Source organism: Pseudomonas sp. Colony2, assembly GCF_019382755.1.
Taxonomy (GTDB): Bacteria; Pseudomonadota; Gammaproteobacteria; order Pseudomonadales; family Pseudomonadaceae; genus Aquipseudomonas.
In genome coordinates this window covers 6,491,765-6,507,475 of sequence record NZ_CP080030.1, presented here as the reverse complement: position 1 = coordinate 6,507,475, position 15,711 = coordinate 6,491,765, and the positions used below count along the sequence as shown (strand labels likewise).

At 57.7% G+C, this 15,711-nt stretch carries 14 protein-coding genes, 2 tRNA genes and 2 rRNA genes (1 of these 18 running past the window's edge); 9 read left to right on the top strand and 9 right to left on the bottom strand.

The window, feature by feature from the left end; all coding sequences use genetic code 11:
* Position 1: 1 nt before the first annotated feature.
* Positions 2 to 697 carry a lipoate--protein ligase family protein gene (locus JV201_RS26565; protein WP_219406212.1) on the top strand — a complete coding sequence of 232 codons (696 nt, stop codon included), beginning with the start codon at positions 2 to 4 and terminating at the stop codon, positions 695 to 697.
* Here JV201_RS26565 and crp read toward each other — a convergent pair.
* On the bottom strand, positions 694 to 1,338 hold the full coding sequence (gene crp, locus JV201_RS26560) for a cAMP-activated global transcriptional regulator CRP (protein WP_003210949.1): 645 nt from the start codon (positions 1,336 to 1,338) through the stop codon (positions 694 to 696). The genes JV201_RS26565 and crp overlap by 4 nt on opposite strands.
* Positions 1,339 to 1,588: 250 nt before the next feature.
* On the opposite strand from crp, the gene JV201_RS26555 reads away from it, so the two are divergent.
* Positions 1,589 to 2,011, top strand: a complete 423-nt coding sequence (locus tag JV201_RS26555) for an OsmC family protein (RefSeq protein ID WP_003210947.1) — start codon at positions 1,589 to 1,591, stop codon at positions 2,009 to 2,011.
* A 64-nt stretch (positions 2,012 to 2,075) separates the two neighbouring features.
* Here JV201_RS26555 and coq7 read toward each other — a convergent pair whose 3' ends face one another.
* The 6 genes from coq7 to hemJ all read right to left on the bottom strand — a co-directional run bounded on the left by coq7 (position 2,076) and on the right by hemJ (position 6,606).
* Positions 2,076 to 2,723: a 2-polyprenyl-3-methyl-6-methoxy-1,4-benzoquinone monooxygenase gene (gene coq7 / locus JV201_RS26550; RefSeq protein WP_003210945.1), complete on the bottom strand. Its 648-nt coding sequence runs from the start codon at positions 2,721 to 2,723 to the stop codon at positions 2,076 to 2,078.
* 196 nt (positions 2,724 to 2,919) lie between these two features.
* On the bottom strand, positions 2,920 to 3,258 hold the full coding sequence (locus JV201_RS26545) for a histidine triad nucleotide-binding protein (protein ID WP_003210943.1): 339 nt from the start codon (positions 3,256 to 3,258) through the stop codon (positions 2,920 to 2,922).
* A gap of 46 nt (positions 3,259 to 3,304) precedes the next feature.
* Entirely contained in the window at positions 3,305 to 4,093 is a 789-nt protein-coding gene (locus JV201_RS26540) for an SDR family oxidoreductase (protein WP_219406211.1), read from the bottom strand.
* A 62-nt stretch (positions 4,094 to 4,155) separates the two neighbouring features.
* A complete protein-coding gene (locus JV201_RS26535; RefSeq protein ID WP_003210940.1) occupies positions 4,156 to 5,121 on the bottom strand; it encodes a DUF805 domain-containing protein in 966 nt (321 codons plus the stop codon).
* A gap of 63 nt (positions 5,122 to 5,184) precedes the next feature.
* Positions 5,185 to 6,153: a nitronate monooxygenase family protein gene (locus JV201_RS26530; protein ID WP_219406210.1), complete on the bottom strand. Its 969-nt coding sequence runs from the start codon at positions 6,151 to 6,153 to the stop codon at positions 5,185 to 5,187.
* Between the two features lie 24 nt (positions 6,154 to 6,177).
* Positions 6,178 to 6,606, bottom strand: a complete 429-nt coding sequence (gene hemJ / locus JV201_RS26525; RefSeq protein WP_003210937.1) for a protoporphyrinogen oxidase HemJ — start codon at positions 6,604 to 6,606, stop codon at positions 6,178 to 6,180.
* Between the two features lie 136 nt (positions 6,607 to 6,742).
* On the opposite strand from hemJ, the gene argC reads away from it, so the two are divergent.
* Both argC and erpA read left to right on the top strand, forming a co-directional pair.
* The gene (gene argC / locus JV201_RS26520) at positions 6,743 to 7,777 is read left to right on the top strand and encodes an N-acetyl-gamma-glutamyl-phosphate reductase (RefSeq protein ID WP_003210935.1); all 1,035 of its coding nucleotides are present in this window, start codon (positions 6,743 to 6,745) and stop codon (positions 7,775 to 7,777) included.
* A 162-nt stretch (positions 7,778 to 7,939) separates the two neighbouring features.
* Entirely contained in the window at positions 7,940 to 8,290 is a 351-nt protein-coding gene (erpA, locus tag JV201_RS26515; protein ID WP_003176443.1) for an iron-sulfur cluster insertion protein ErpA, read from the top strand.
* A 66-nt stretch (positions 8,291 to 8,356) separates the two neighbouring features.
* On the opposite strand, the gene JV201_RS26510 is transcribed toward erpA, so the two are convergent.
* Together JV201_RS26510 and JV201_RS26505 are read right to left on the bottom strand one after the other, a co-directional pair.
* Complete coding sequence (locus JV201_RS26510; protein ID WP_219406209.1) at positions 8,357 to 9,448, bottom strand: anhydro-N-acetylmuramic acid kinase; 1,092 nt, start codon at positions 9,446 to 9,448, stop codon at positions 8,357 to 8,359.
* A 3-nt stretch (positions 9,449 to 9,451) separates the two neighbouring features.
* Entirely contained in the window at positions 9,452 to 10,867 is a 1,416-nt protein-coding gene (locus JV201_RS26505) for a peptidoglycan DD-metalloendopeptidase family protein (protein ID WP_003210931.1), read from the bottom strand.
* A gap of 211 nt (positions 10,868 to 11,078) precedes the next feature.
* Between JV201_RS26505 and tyrS the strand changes: the two genes are divergently transcribed.
* The 5 genes from tyrS to JV201_RS26480 all read left to right on the top strand — a co-directional run.
* Positions 11,079 to 12,278 (top strand): tyrosine--tRNA ligase, encoded by a 1,200-nt coding sequence (gene tyrS, locus JV201_RS26500; RefSeq protein WP_003210928.1) that lies wholly within the window; start codon positions 11,079 to 11,081, stop codon positions 12,276 to 12,278.
* A gap of 551 nt (positions 12,279 to 12,829) precedes the next feature.
* A 16S ribosomal RNA gene (locus JV201_RS26495) occupies positions 12,830 to 14,366 on the top strand.
* Positions 14,367 to 14,449: 83 nt separating this feature from the next.
* Positions 14,450 to 14,526 (top strand) — tRNA-Ile (locus JV201_RS26490).
* A gap of 30 nt (positions 14,527 to 14,556) precedes the next feature.
* A tRNA-Ala gene (locus JV201_RS26485) sits at positions 14,557 to 14,632 on the top strand.
* A gap of 232 nt (positions 14,633 to 14,864) precedes the next feature.
* Positions 14,865 to 15,711 (top strand): 23S ribosomal RNA (locus JV201_RS26480); it runs 2,043 nt beyond the window's last position.
* Together the 16S and 23S rRNA genes with 2 tRNA genes alongside form the textbook arrangement of a ribosomal RNA operon.

Genomic DNA, 15,711 nt, shown 5'->3' with positions numbered 1-15,711 from the left:
CATGACCCAGCCGGCGGCGATGACGGTCGAGGCAGGCCTTAAGGCCGAGCAGGATTTGCTTGCCGCGGTCTGTGCCGGCGAGCAACCGTTCGGCCTGCTGTTCTGGCAGCCCAGCGATCAAGCGTTGGTGATGCCTCGTCGTTTGAGCCGCCTTCCGGCATTCGAGACCGCCAGCCAGGTGTCGGCAGATGCCGGTTGGCCGGTGCTGCTGCGGGAAACGGGCGGTGAGCCGGTTCCGCAATCGGCAGCCACGGTCAATATCGCGTTAGTCTACGCGCCACCACGCAGTGAAGGTGACCAGGGCCGTATCGAAACCGGCTACCAGCGTCTGTGCCAGCCGATTTGCGACCTGCTGATCGAGTTGGGTGGCAACGCGTCGGTGGGCGAGATCGACGGTGCGTTTTGCGACGGTCGCTACAACGTCAACCTTGATGGTCGCAAAATGGTCGGTACCGCCCAGCGCTGGCGCCAGAGTGGCGGGTGCCCGGTGGGGTTGGTGCATGGTGCGTTGCTGCTGGATGACGATCGCGTCGAGTTGATCGCCGCGGTCAATCGCTTCAATGAAGCATGCGGCCTGGAACAACGGGTGCGCGCCGAAAGCCACATCGCCCTGCACGAGGCCTTTGTGGCGCCAGATGCGATTGCCCGGCTTGATACGTTGTACCGTCAGATGCTTGCGAGTTTCCTGCCGGTTTAACGCGTACCGAAGACCACCATGGTCTTGCCTTTGACATGCACCAGGTTGCGTTCCTCCAGGTCCTTGAGCACGCGGCCAACCATTTCCCTTGAGCAACCGACGATCCGCCCGATTTCCTGGCGGGTGATCTTGATCTGCATCCCGTCGGGATGGGTCATGGCGTCCGGTTGCTTGCACAACTCCAGCAGGCAGCGGGCAACCCGGCCGGTGACGTCGAAGAACGCCAGGTCGCCGACTTTGCGCGTGGTGTCTCTCAGGCGCTGTGCGATCTGGCCGCTCAGGGCGTACAGAATGTCGGGATCCTGCTGGGCCAGTTCGCGAAATTTCGTATAGCTGATCTCGGCGACTTCGCATTCGACTTTGGCCCGCACCCAGGCACTGCGTTGCTGTTCCTTGCCGGCTTGTTCGAAAAGCCCGAGTTCACCGAAGAAATCACCGGTATTGAGGTAGGCGATGATCATTTCGCGACCATCGTCATCCTCGATCAGGATGGTGACCGAGCCTTTGATAATGAAGAACAGGGATTCCGAGCGCTCGCCCGCGCAGATGATGTTGTGCTTGGCTGGATGACGCCGGCGCTGACAATGCATGAGCAGTTTGTCGAGGTTCTTGATTTTGGGTGTGGGAGTAATAGCAACCATGGTTGTATCCCGAAAAGACTGCACGGTGTTGGTGAGCTTGTTTTTTTATCCAGCGCGATCAACGGCTAAGCTACATCATCCAATGGATGGCAATGCGCCATTGATTTGGCGCCAGCTTAACAGACACATTCTGACTTCATTAGGGAATTTACCCAGCAAACCCTGCTGTTGATCGCTTTCATGGGAAACGCTGCCGGCCCAAAGTGCTGTGCTAAGCTGGCGACCCTTTTTTAGCAGTGGAGTCTGGGCGATGAAGGCACGCATCCAATGGGCGGGCGAAGCCATGTTCCTCGGTGAGTCGGGCAGTGGCCACGTGGTGGTCATGGACGGCCCGCCGGAGGCCGGTGGCCGCAACCTGGGCGTACGCCCGATGGAAATGCTCCTGCTCGGTGTAGGCGGTTGCAGCAATTTCGATGTGGTGAGCATCCTGAAGAAGTCCCGCCAGGCGGTGGAAAGCTGCGAAGCATTCCTGGAAGCCGAGCGTGCCACCGAAGACCCGAAGGTGTTTACCAGGATCCACATGCACTTTGTCGTCAAGGGCCGGGCGTTGAAAGAAGCCCAGGTCAAGCGGGCCATCGAGTTGTCGGCGGAGAAGTACTGCTCGGCCTCGATCATGCTGGGCGCTGCGGGCGTTGCCATCACTCATGATTACGAGATCATTGAGTTGGGCTGATTCTTCAATCGGCAGGCAAAAAGAAAGGGCGCTTGATAGCGCCCTTTTTTGTTTTCTGCTGAAACTAGATGCGGTACGTGCTTTTGGTCATGACCTTGGCCAGCAGGCTCATGCCAAATTTCACCGGTGCCGGGAAGCGGAAGCCGCCCGCGTCCAGCGCGCTTTCGGCGTGATGTTCTTCATCAATGCGCATCTGCTCAAGAATCGCCCGGGACTTTTCGTCTTCAGCCGGCAGTTGCTCGAGGTGTTCATTGAGGTGTTTGCACACCTGATGCTCGGTGGCGGCCACAAAACCCAGGCTGACTTTGTCGCTGATCAGCCCGGCCACCGCACCAATGCCAAACGATAAGCCGTAGAACAGCGGGTTCAGCACGCTCGGATGGCTGTTCAACTGGCGAATGCGTTGTTCGCACCAGGCCAGGTGATCGATTTCTTCTTCGGCGGCATGTTCCATCGCGGCGCGCACTTGCGGCAGCTTGGCGGTCAGGGCCTGGCCCTGGTACAGCGCCTGGGCACAGACCTCGCCGGTATGGTTGATACGCATCAGGCCGGCGACGTGGCGGGTGTCGGTCTCGCTCATCTGCGCTTCGGGCCGCACGATGGCGGGCGACGGGCGGTGCGGTTGGCCGCTGAATGGCAGCAGCGTGCGCATGGCCGTATCGGCTTGCAGCAACAGACGATCAATCGGCGAGTAGTGACGTTGGGTAGTCATGCTGACCTCCGGGAAGAATCTCGGCGGCCAGTTTACCGCAAGAGAGGGGGAAGCGTTTGCGCTGGGTCAAATTGCTTGTGTGGCGAGGGAGCTTGCTCGCGCTGGAGTACGCAGCGCTCTCGTTTTTGGGGCTGCTACGCAGCCCAGCGGGAGCAAGCTCCCTCGCCACAGCAAGCTCCCTCGCCACAGGTATTGCTCAGCCCGGCGGCCAGTTCATCTGGCGTTGACCCAGAACATGCATGTGGATGTGATAAACGGTCTGTCCGCCATCTTCGTTGCAGTTCATCACCACACGGAAGCCCTTCTCACAGCCTTGCTCAACCGCCAGGCGCTGGGCGGTGAACAGGATATGCCCGGCCAGCGCCTTGTCTTCCTCGGTGAGGTCGTTGAGGGTGCGGATCGGCTTTTTCGGAATCACCAGGAAATGCACGGGTGCCATTGGCGCGATGTCGTGGAAGGCCAGGACCTGGTCATCCTCGTAGATGATCTTCGCGGGTATTTCTCTGTTGATGATCTTGGTGAACAGAGTATCCACAGCTGTTTCTCCATTGTGAAAGTGCAGGGTGAGTGTACTCAGGCGATCAGCGCGGGCAATAGGCCTTGTTGATCGCGCCGGCAATCTTGCGGGTCAGCCAGCGCGGGCTCAGGCGCGGGCTGAACGCCAGCCAGCGATTACGCCGGCCGGGAATGATGATGGCTTTGTTCTTGGCCAGCGCACGCACGGTGTAGAGCGCGACTTCTTCCGGGCTCATCAACTGTTGGCTGCGATCCAGCTTGGCGGTGTCCATTTGGGCGGTGCCGAAGAATGCGGTGCGGGTCGGGCCGGGGCAAAGAACGGAAACCTTGATGCCGCAGGTCTTCAGTTCCTCGCGCAAGCCTTCGGAAAAGTGCAGCACGTAGGCCTTGCTGGCGTAGTAAGTGCTCATCCACGGGCCGGGTTGGAACGCGGCAATCGACGCGACGTTGAGAATCTGCCCGCCGCCGTGCAGGGCCATGGCGTTGCCGAGGGCGTGGCACATGCGGGTCAGGGCGAGGATGTTGACCTCCATCAGGTCCTGCTCGGTCATCCAGTCCTGCGCCAGGAACGGGCCGCTGGTACCGATGCCGGCGCAGTTGACCAGCAGGTCGATCTGCCGCTCGCCTTCTTCCAGTTCCAGCAGGAACCCGGAGAGCCGCAGGGGCTCGCCCAGGTCACAGGCACGGAACAGCACCTCGACGCCGAAGCGCTGAGTCAATTCAATTGCAATGCTTTCCAACTGATCACGCTGGCGGGCCACCAGAATCAAGCTGCGGCCGCGACGGGCCAGTGCTTCGGCCAAGGCCAGGCCGATGCCGCTGGAGGCACCGGTGATCAGAGCGTAACGGGTCATGCGTTTCTCCATCGCAACGCTACCGGGCCTGTGACAGAGGCGTCACAGGCGTCGGGCGTTTTTCACTGTTGCGTAGAGTCTACAGGTTCGGCTGTGTCGTCAGCACTTTGCACATCGACTTCATCGACGGTGGTGGCCTGGTCGCTGTCGTCATCGGAGTTGATGGAGCTGCTTTCGTAGCTGCCACCTACATCGCTTTCCAGTTGATCCAGGTAGCCGCTCATGCCAACCAACACCGCGCCGGCAAATACCAGCGGAATGAATGCGAGCCACAATGCGGAGAGGATTTTCACCGCAGTGGAGTTACGCGGTGGTGGCGCGCCGTACTGGTTTGCGCCCGTGTTACCGGGGAGGACCATCAGCAGGATCGGGAAGATGCTGCCAACGAAGGGCACCAGGTGCAGGAACCACAGCCAGCCGGACCAGCCCAGGTCATGCAGGCGCTGCACGGTGATCTGTACGCTGACCCACACAGCGGCCACGAGTATGGCAATCCCCACCAAGAAGCCAATGACCATGGCAATCGTCGGAGAGACCGCAGCGATACCAAGTCCGACGGTGAAGAACACGCTTGAGACGAGGAGGATCACCACGCTCAGCACCAGCGTCCACGCCAGGAAGCGCAGGCGTCCGATCCGGCCGTTGACGGTGAATACCTTAAGGGTGGAAAACTCCGGCAGGTTCTCGCCAACCGCGGCTCGGGGCGGGGCGTAAGGCGATGCGGCGGGGCGGGTGTAGTCAGTCGCGCTGCCGGAGTCCGTTTCATGGGTTTCGGCAAGGCTGAAGGCGACCGGCTGCTCTTCTTCTATCCGCGCATCCACCCCGGCGTTTTTCAGCGCTTGCAGATAGGTCTCGGCATCGGCGCGGGAAAGGTCGCGTTTCAGCGCGACCGGGCGGCCGGTGAAAAGCTTTTCGATCGCGTCGACATCACTTTTGAACAACTCGGCGAGGTTCAGCTTGGCGGTGGTGCTTTCGACACCCGGGAGCAATGCGCCATCAAACACAATCTTGAAACGGTTGTCGCTCATGCGGGCATCCTTGTCACTTGAATAGGGGAGGCCTGCCTTGATCAGCAGGCTTTGAATCGCGGATCAGCGTGGCCAGCGTTCAGGCAATTGTGCCGCATGCTCGAGCGCCTTGCGGTATTCGGCATCCAGGCGGGCCACGAGTTCATCGACGCTGGGCAAATCATCAATCTCTCCGACGCCCTGGCCGGCGGACCACACGGTCTTCCAGGCTTTGGCTTCGTCGTTGAGTGGCTTGAGCTTGGAGCCAAAATTGACTTCACCCTTGCCTTGCAGCGCGGCGAGGTCGAAACCGGCATTTTCCAGGCTCTGGCGCATGAAGCTTGCGGGAACACCGGAGACGGCTGGAGTGTGCACGATGTCGGCGGCGCGCGATGTGAGCAGCATCTCTTTATAGGCATCCGGGGCTTGGCTTTCGGTGGTGCCGATAAAACGCGTGCCGAAATAGGCCAGGTCGGCGCCGAGCAGTTGCGCGGCGAGGATTTCGTGGCCGTGGTTCAGGCAACCGGCGAGCAGCAGGGTTTTGTCGAAGAACTGACGGATTTCTGCGATCAGCGAGAACGGGCTCCAGGTGCCGGCGTGGCCACCTGCGCCCGCCGCAACGGCGATCAGGCCATCGACGCCGGCTTCAGCGGCCTTTTCGGCGTGGCGCCGGGTCGTGACATCGTGGAATACCAGGCCGCCGTAGCTATGCACCGCGTCTACCAATTCTTTCACCGCGCCCAGGCTGGTGATGACGATCGGCACCTTGTGCTCGACGCAGATCGCCAGGTCAGCTTCCACCCGCGGGTTACTGTTGTGCACGATCAGGTTGACCGCATAGGGCGCCGGGTTATCCAGCAGCGCCAGGCCCGCTTCGATTTCTTCCAGCCACGCCTTGAAGCCGCTGCTTTCCCGCTGGTTGAGGGCAGGGAAGCTGCCGACGATCCCGTTGCGGCAGCAGGCCAGCACCAGTTGCGGGTTGGAGATCAGAAACATCGGCGCAGCCACGACGGGCAGGCGCAGATTTTGTTCGAGCGAAGCGGGCAGCGACATTGGAAGTACCCCGAGTAATAGAGATTAGAACGGTTTGACCACGACCAAAATTACGATAGCCAGCAATATCAGAACTGGCACTTCATTGAACCAGCGATAAAAGACATGGCTGCGGGTGTTTTCGCCACGGGCGAAACGTTTTACCTGCGCGCCGCACATATGGTGGTAGCCGATGAGCAGTACTACCAGAGTCAACTTGGCGTGGATCCACCCGCCGGATTGAAAGATGGCCGGGTTGAGGTAGATCAGCCAGCCGCCGAACACCAGGCTGGCGATCATCGCCGGGCCCATGATGCCGCGGTACAGCTTGCGCTCCATCACGCTGAAGCGTTCCTTGCTGATGGTGTCCTCGCTTTGGGCGTGGTAGACGAACAGGCGCGGAAGGTAGAACAGCGCGGCAAACCAGCAGACGATGCTGACGATATGAAAGGCTTTGACCCATAGATAAAGCATTTTTAGTTATTCCCAGGTTCACGGTAGCTGAAGATAGTAGTGGCTCTTGCGTCTACACGTCATGTTGAAGGTTGTCGCAGGACGATACGAACCCTATTATCGACGGCTTTCCAGTGGGTTCGTTGAGGGCAGGTTTATGGTCAAGGTCGGTATCGTCGGCGGCACGGGTTACACCGGTGTCGAATTGCTGCGTCTGTTGGCTCAGCATCCGCAAGCTGAGGTGGTGGTGATCACTTCCCGATCCGAGGCCGGCCTGGCTGTGGCCGATATGTACCCGAACCTGCGAGGCCACTATGACGGCCTGGCGTTCAGCGTTCCGGATATCAAGACCCTGGGCGCGTGTGATGTGGTGTTCTTTGCCACGCCTCACGGTGTGGCCCATGCCCTGGCGGGCGAGTTGCTGGCCGCCGGCACCAAGGTGATCGACTTGTCGGCAGACTTCCGCCTGCAGGACGCCGATGAGTGGGCCAAGTGGTACGGCCAGCCTCACGGTGCACCGCAGTTGCTGGAAGAGGCGGTGTACGGCCTGCCGGAAGTCAATCGTGAGCAGATCAAGCAAGCACGCCTGATCGCTGTGCCGGGTTGCTATCCGACCGCTACGCAGTTGGGTTTCCTGCCATTGCTGGAAGCCGGGCTGGCGGATGCATCGCGGCTGATTGCTGACTGCAAGTCGGGCGTCAGTGGTGCTGGTCGTGGGGCCGCTGTAGGTTCGCTTTACTCCGAGACGTCGGAAAGCATGAAAGCCTATGCAGTCAAAGGCCATCGTCACTTGCCGGAAATTCGCCAGGGGCTGCGTCGTGCTGCGGGCAAGGATGTCGGCCTGACGTTTGTGCCGCACCTGACACCGATGATCCGCGGGATCCACTCCACACTGTATGCGACGGTCGTTGATCGCTCGGTAGACCTGCAGGCGCTGTTTGAAAAGCGCTATGCCAATGAGCCGTTCGTCGATGTGATGCCGGCGGGCAGCCACCCGGAGACCCGCAGCGTGCGCGGTGCCAACGTGTGCCGTATCGCAGTGCATCGTCCACAGGATGGTGACCTGGTGGTGGTATTGTCGGTCATCGACAACCTGGTCAAGGGCGCTTCGGGCCAGGCTGTGCAGAACATGAACATCCTGTTTGGCCTGGATGAGAAGCTGGGCCTGTCCCACGCGGGCATGCTGCCGTAAATTTTCTGCTGTTGCGCAAAGGCCCGTTGATCGGGCCTTTCGTGTTTTTAATGGCCGCTGCGCAGATTGATATACCGTAACAATAGTTGACCGCTTTTCTAGGAGAAGCGGATAATGCCCGCCATCACGCATATGGCGGCGCTACGCCGGGAGATTATCAGCATGAGCGTTGAATCCTTCACCCCCACGGCTTTGCAATTCACCCACGGTGCTGCGCACAAGGTGAAGAGCCTGGTCGATGAAGAGGGTAATGATCGCTTGAAGCTGCGCGTATTTGTTACGGGCGGCGGTTGTTCAGGGTTTCAGTACGGTTTTACCTTCGATGAAGACGTGGCCGATGACGACACCATCGTTGAGCGCGAGGGCGTCAGCCTGGTTGTCGATCCGATGAGCTTCCAGTACCTGGCAGGAGCCGAGGTGGACTATCAGGAAGGTCTGGAAGGTTCGCGCTTCGTGATCAAGAACCCGAATGCCACCACCACTTGTGGTTGCGGGTCTTCGTTCTCGATCTGATCGACAGCGGATATAAAAACGCCGCTTGGCCTTGATAGGGCCAAGCGGCGTTTTGCTGTGTGGGATTCAGGCGGGGTAGATCGCGCCGAGTACACGAAGGCCGCGGGCGCCGGTGACGCTGGGGCGGTTGGCGGCGATGCCTTCCAGGCAGCAATGGGCCAGCCAGGCGAACGCCATGGCTTCGACCCAGTCAGGGTCTACGCCGCAGGTGGCGGTGCTGCTGACCTGGGTCGCCGGCAGCAGGGCGCTCAGGCGGCTCATCAAGGTTGCGTTGTGGGCGCCGCCGCCGCAGAGCAGCAGGGTTTCGGTCTGTGGTTGGGCGGTTTGCAGGGATTCGACGATGGTCAGGGCAGTCAGCTCGAGCAATGTGGCTTGCACGTCCTGGGCTGCGAATGGCGGCAATCGTCCCAGGTGATGCTCAAGCCATCCCAGGTTGAAGACTTCGCGACCGGTGCTTTTTGGCCCTTTGGTCACAAAGAACGGATCGCTGAGCAATGCCTTGAGTAGCTGGGGTTCAACCTTCCCGCTGGCAGCCCACTGGCCATCGCGGTCGAAGTTCTCGCCGCGTTGCTGGTGAATCCAGGCATCCAGCAGGACATTCCCCGGGCCGCAGTCGAAGCCCGCAACCGGTTTGCCGGTCTCGATCAGGCTGAGGTTGCTGAAGCCGCCTACATTCAGTACGGCGCGGTTGCCCGTACGCTCGCCAAACAGTGCCTCATGAAATGCAGGCACCAGCGGGGCGCCTTGGCCTCCGGCGGCGACATCGCGGCTACGGAAATCACTGACGACGGTGATTCCGGTCAATTCGGTGAGCAGCGCCGGGTTGCCGATCTGCACGGTAAAACCCCGTGCAGGTTCGTGACGAATGGTTTGGCCGTGGCTGCCAATCGCTCGAATGTCCTGGGGCTTGAGGTTCTGCTGATCGAGTAGGGCGTGAATACCTTGGGCGGCAAGCGTCACCCAGTTCTGCTGCGCGAGCGCCGAACGGGCAATCTCGTCCGGGCCGCTGGCGCACAGGCCAAGCAGCTCGGAACGCAGGGATTCAGGCATGGGGATGTAGTGGGTGGCGATCAGCTTGATCGCCGGGCCTTGCTCGATCAGCGCAATGTCCAGGCCATCAAGGCTGGTCCCGGACATCACACCTATATAGAGCGACATGGCTTAGCGCTTCGCCGAAGCCAGGAGAGTAGAGCGCTCCTGGTCCATGCGGGCCATCAATGGCTGGCTCTGCTGCAGGAAGCGGGCGCGCTCGGCCTTGGCGATCGGGTCGGCCATGGGCAGCTTCTGGCCCAGTGGGTCGACGTGCACGCCGTTGACCTGGAACTCGTAGTGCAAGTGCGGGCCGGTGGACAGCCCGGTAGTGCCGATGTAACCGATCACCTGGCCCTGCTTGACGTTGCCGCCGGTCTGGATGCCCTTGGCGAAACCTTGCATGTGGCCATACAGCGTACGGTAGGTGGCCCCGTGCTGGATGATCACGGTGTTGCCGTAGCCGCCACGGCGACCGGCCAGCAAGACCTTGCCGTCACCGGCAGCCTTGATCGGCGTGCCACGCGGGGCGGCGTAGTCGACGCCTTTGTGAGCGCGAATTTTGTTCAGAATTGGATGCTTGCGACCCATCGAGAAACGCGAGCTAATACGGGCGAAGTCAACCGGGGTACGGATGAACGCCTTGCGCATGCTGTTGCCGTCGGCGGTGTAGTAGCTGCTGTTGCCTTGTTTGTTGGTGTAGCGCACGGCGGTGTAGGTCTTGCCACGGTTGGTAAATCGCGCAGAGAGGATGTTGCCGGTGCCGACGACCTTGCCGTTGGCGACCTTCTGTTCGTAGATCACGTCGAATTCGTCACCCTGGCGAATGTCCTGGGCGAAGTCGATGTCGTAGCCAAACACGCTGGCCATGTCCATGGTCATGCTGTGGGACAGGCCGGCGCGGGCGGCGGACTGCGACAGCGAGCTGTTGATCACGCCGTGTACATAGGCGGAGCGCATGACCGGCTTGGTGGTGATGCGGTTGAACGCAAAGCCCTTGGCGCCTTTGGTCAGGGTGATGCTTTCCAGGTCGCTGACGTTGCTGTGCAGGTTGGTCAGCTGGCCGTCGGGCGCCAGTTCGAATTCAAGCTTCTGGCCATGCTTGAGTTGGGTGAATTGCTTGGCCTGCTTGTCGCTTGCCAGTACATCGTTGACCGTCGCGGCGGGGAGGCCGACCTTTTCGAACAGGGTCGAAAGGGTGTCGCCCTTGGCAACAATGACTTCCCGGTGCAGCGGGTTCTTGGGTGCCTCTACTACCGCAGGTTCGGCCTGCGCGGTTTCCTTGGTGTCTTCGGCGCTGCTTTCGATCTGGGCAAACGGCGATTCGGCTGCGCCATTTGTGGCTTGAAGTGCGTCGGAAGCGTCTTGATCTTGTGTCAATTGCTCAACCGGACTTTCAAGGTCAAGGCTTAGGGTCGTTCGTTTGGCTTCTACGTCGCTGGAAGGAAATACCAGGAGTGCCAGGCTCAGAAGGGCGGCGATCCCACTTGCGGCGAGCAGGTGGGTCTTCGGGTAAAGCGGCGGCGCTTTAGACGGTTCTGTGGTCATAAGTAATTTTGACTTTGAAAAGATGAATTGGAAAAGATGAATGACATGATGAAGATGAAATAACTGTATAAAATATAACCAAATCATCTGTGGTGCAAGCTTGCGAACGCTGGGCTTGCTGAACGGTGTCCGTGCGCAGGGCAAAACTTGTAATTAGTCCCTGATCTTGTATGGTTGGTTCCCTTTTGAATCTGAGCCTTGCGGGTCTGTTATGAAGTCGGTTGAAGAGCAGCTAGCGCTGATCAAACGTGGTGCGGAAGAACTGTTGGTCGAAGCTGAGCTGATCGAAAAGCTCAAGCGTGGCCAGCCCCTGCGTATTAAGGCCGGCTTTGATCCGACGGCGCCGGATCTGCACCTTGGGCATACGGTGCTTATTAATAAGCTGCGCCAGTTCCAGGAACTGGGGCATCAGGTAATCTTCCTTATAGGTGACTTCACCGGGATGATCGGCGATCCGAGCGGCAAGAGCGCTACGCGTCCGCCGCTGACCCGTGAGCAGGTTCTCGATAACGCCGAGACCTACAAGACCCAGGTCTTCAAGATTCTTGATCCGGCCAAGACCGAGGTGGCCTTCAACTCCACCTGGATGGATCAGATGGGGCCGGCGGATTTCATTCGTCTTACGTCCCAGTACACCGTTGCTCGCATGCTCGAGCGCGATGACTTCGATAAGCGCTACTCCACTAATCAGCCGATCGCTATCCATGAGTTCCTGTACCCATTGGTTCAAGGGTATGACTCGGTGGCGTTGCGTGCCGATGTCGAGCTGGGCGGTACTGATCAGAAGTTCAACCTGCTGATGGGGCGTGAGCTGCAGCGTGCGTATGGGCAAGAGGCTCAGTGCATTCTGACGATGCCGTTGCTGGAAGGGCTGGATGGCGTCAAGAAGATGTCCAAGTCCCTGGGTAACTATGTCGGTATCCAGGAAGCGCCGGGTGTGATGTACGGCAAGCTGGTTTCGATTCCGGATGCGCTGATGTGGCGTTACTTCGAACTGTTGAGTTTCCGCTCGATGGATGAGATCAATGCATTGCGTGCTGAAGTGGAAGCTGGGGCTAACCCGCGGGATGTGAAGATCAAGCTGGCTGAAGAGATTGTTGCGCGCTTCCATGGTGAAGAGGCTGCGGCCAGTGCTCACCGTGCTGCGGGTAACCGTATGAAGGATGGCGAGCTGCCGGATGATCTGCCTGAGATTGAATTGACTGCTGGCGAGGCAATGCCGATCGCTGCCGTCCTTAATAAGGCGGGCCTGGTGAAGAACTCGGCGGTGGCGCGCGACCTTCTGGGGTCTGGCGGTGTACGTATAGATGGTGAGGTTGTCGATCGCACCTTTATATACGAACTGGGCGCGACCCACGTTTGCCAGGCCGGCAAGAAGGCATTTGCGCGTATTACGCTTAAATCCGAATAAACCTGAAATTAACTGTTGACGGCGTTTTATATCTGTCTATAATTCGCCCCACTTCCGGCGCAGTCGAAACGGAAAACTCCTTGGTAAACAAAGAGTTATGTAGGTTTCGACAGCGAGCTGCTTCAGATCATCGAGGCCCAGAAGGAGTTAGTAAGGCGGTGTTGTTTGGCCCTATTAACGGTTCGATCTCTCGGTCGAAAGCGGAGAAAAAGAGGTGTTGACAGCAGCGTGTAACGCTGTAGAATTCGCCTCCCGCTAACGAGAGATCGGAAGCGCAAGTGGTTGAAGTTACAAAGGAAACTTTGAAAACTTCTGAAAATAATCACTTGACAGCAAATGAGGCTGCTGTAGAATGCGCGCCTCGGTTGAGACGAAAGATCTTAACCAACCGCTCTTTAACAACTGAATCAAGCAATTCGTGTGGGTGCTTGTGGGGTCAGACTGATAGTCAACAAGATTATCAGCATCACAAGTTACTCCGCGAGAAATCAAAGATGTAACCAACGATTGCTGAGCCAAGTTTAGGGTTTCTTAAAAACCCAAAGATGTTTGAACTGAAGAGTTTGATCATGGCTCAGATTGAACGCTGGCGGCAGGCCTAACACATGCAAGTCGAGCGGTAGAGAGAAGCTTGCTTCTCTTGAGAGCGGCGGACGGGTGAGTAATGCCTAGGAATCTGCCTGGTAGTGGGGGATAACGTCCGGAAACGGACGCTAATACCGCATACGTCCTACGGGAGAAAGCAGGGGACCTTCGGGCCTTGCGCTATCAGATGAGCCTAGGTCGGATTAGCTAGTTGGTGGGGTAATGGCTCACCAAGGCGACGATCCGTAACTGGTCTGAGAGGATGATCAGTCACACTGGAACTGAGACACGGTCCAGACTCCTACGGGAGGCAGCAGTGGGGAATATTGGACAATGGGCGAAAGCCTGATCCAGCCATGCCGCGTGTGTGAAGAAGGTCTTCGGATTGTAAAGCACTTTAAGTTGGGAGGAAGGGCAGTAAATTAATACTTTGCTGTTTTGACGTTACCGACAGAATAAGCACCGGCTAACTCTGTGCCAGCAGCCGCGGTAATACAGAGGGTGCAAGCGTTAATCGGAATTACTGGGCGTAAAGCGCGCGTAGGTGGTTCGTTAAGTTGGATGTGAAATCCCCGGGCTCAACCTGGGAACTGCATTCAAAACTGACGAGCTAGAGTATGGTAGAGGGTGGTGGAATTTCCTGTGTAGCGGTGAAATGCGTAGATATAGGAAGGAACACCAGTGGCGAAGGCGACCACCTGGACTGATACTGACACTGAGGTGCGAAAGCGTGGGGAGCAAACAGGATTAGATACCCTGGTAGTCCACGCCGTAAACGATGTCAACTAGCCGTTGGGAGCCTTGAGCTCTTAGTGGCGCAGCTAACGCATTAAGTTGACCGCCTGGGGAGTACGGCCGCAAGGTTAAAACTCAAATGAATTGACGGGGGCCCGCACAAGCGGTGGAGCATGTGGTTTAATTCGAAGCAACGCGAAGAACCTTACCAGGCCTTGACATCCAATGAACTTTCTAGAGATAGATTGGTGCCTTCGGGAACATTGAGACAGGTGCTGCATGGCTGTCGTCAGCTCGTGTCGTGAGATGTTGGGTTAAGTCCCGTAACGAGCGCAACCCTTGTCCTTAGTTACCAGCACGTAATGGTGGGCACTCTAAGGAGACTGCCGGTGACAAACCGGAGGAAGGTGGGGATGACGTCAAGTCATCATGGCCCTTACGGCCTGGGCTACACACGTGCTACAATGGTCGGTACAGAGGGTTGCCAAGCCGCGAGGTGGAGCTAATCCCAGAAAACCGATCGTAGTCCGGATCGCAGTCTGCAACTCGACTGCGTGAAGTCGGAATCGCTAGTAATCGCGAATCAGAATGTCGCGGTGAATACGTTCCCGGGCCTTGTACACACCGCCCGTCACACCATGGGAGTGGGTTGCACCAGAAGTAGCTAGTCTAACCTTCGGGGGGACGGTTACCACGGTGTGATTCATGACTGGGGTGAAGTCGTAACAAGGTAGCCGTAGGGGAACCTGCGGCTGGATCACCTCCTTAATCGACGACATCAGCTGCTCCATAAGTTCCCACACGAATTGCTTGATTCATTGAAGAAGACGATAAAGAAGCAGCCCGAAATTGGGTCTGTAGCTCAGTTGGTTAGAGCGCACCCCTGATAAGGGTGAGGTCGGCAGTTCGAATCTGCCCAGACCCACCAATTTTGTGTGGGAAACGCCTGTAGAAATACGGGGCCATAGCTCAGCTGGGAGAGCGCCTGCCTTGCACGCAGGAGGTCAACGGTTCGATCCCGTTTGGCTCCACCACTACTGCTTCTGTCTTGAAAGCTTAGAAATGAGCATTCCATCGATGTGATGGTGAATGTTGATTTCTAGTCTTTGATTAGATCGTTCTTTAAAAATTTGGGTATGTGATAGAAAGATAGACTGAACGTTACTTTCACTGGTAACGGATCAGGCTAAGGTAAAATTTGTAAGTAATTGCGAATTTTCGGCGAATGTCGTCTTCACAGTATAACCAGATTGCTTGGGGTTATATGGTCAAGTGAAGAAGCGCATACGGTGGATGCCTTGGCAGTCAGAGGCGATGAAAGACGTGGTAGCCTGCGAAAAGCTTCGGGGAGTCGGCAAACAGACTTTGATCCGGAGATGTCTGAATGGGGGAACCCAGCCATCATAAGATGGTTACCTTACACTGAATACATAGGTGTATGGAGCGAACCAGGGGAACTGAAACATCTAAGTACCCTGAGGAAAAGAAATCAACCGAGATTCCCTTAGTAGTGGCGAGCGAACGGGGACTAGCCCTTAAGTGGCTTTGAGATTAGCGGAACGCTCTGGAAAGTGCGGCCATAGTGGGTGATAGCCCTGTACGCGAAAATCTCTTAGTCATGAAATCGAGTAGGACGGAGCACGAGAAACTTTGTCTGAATATGGGGGGACCATCCTCCAAGGCTAAATACTACTGACTGACCGATAGTGAACTAGTACCGTGAGGGAAAGGCGAAAAGAACCCGGAGAGGGGAGTGAAATAGATCCTGAAACCGTATGCGTACAAGCAGTGGGAGCAGACTTTGTTCTGTGACTGCGTACCTTTTGTATAATGGGTCAGCGACTTATTTTCAGTGGCGAGCTTAACCGAATAGGGGAGGCGTAGCGAAAGCGAGTCTTAATAGGGCGTCTAGTCGCTGGGAATAGACCCGAAACCGGGCGATCTATCCATGGGCAGGTTGAAGGTTGGGTAACACTAACTGGAGGACCGAACCGACTACCGTTGAAAAGTTAGCGGATGACCTGTGGATCGGAGTGAAAGGCTAATCAAGCTCGGAGATAGCTGGTTCTCCTCGAAAGCTATTTAGGTAGCGCCTCATGTATCACTGTAGGGG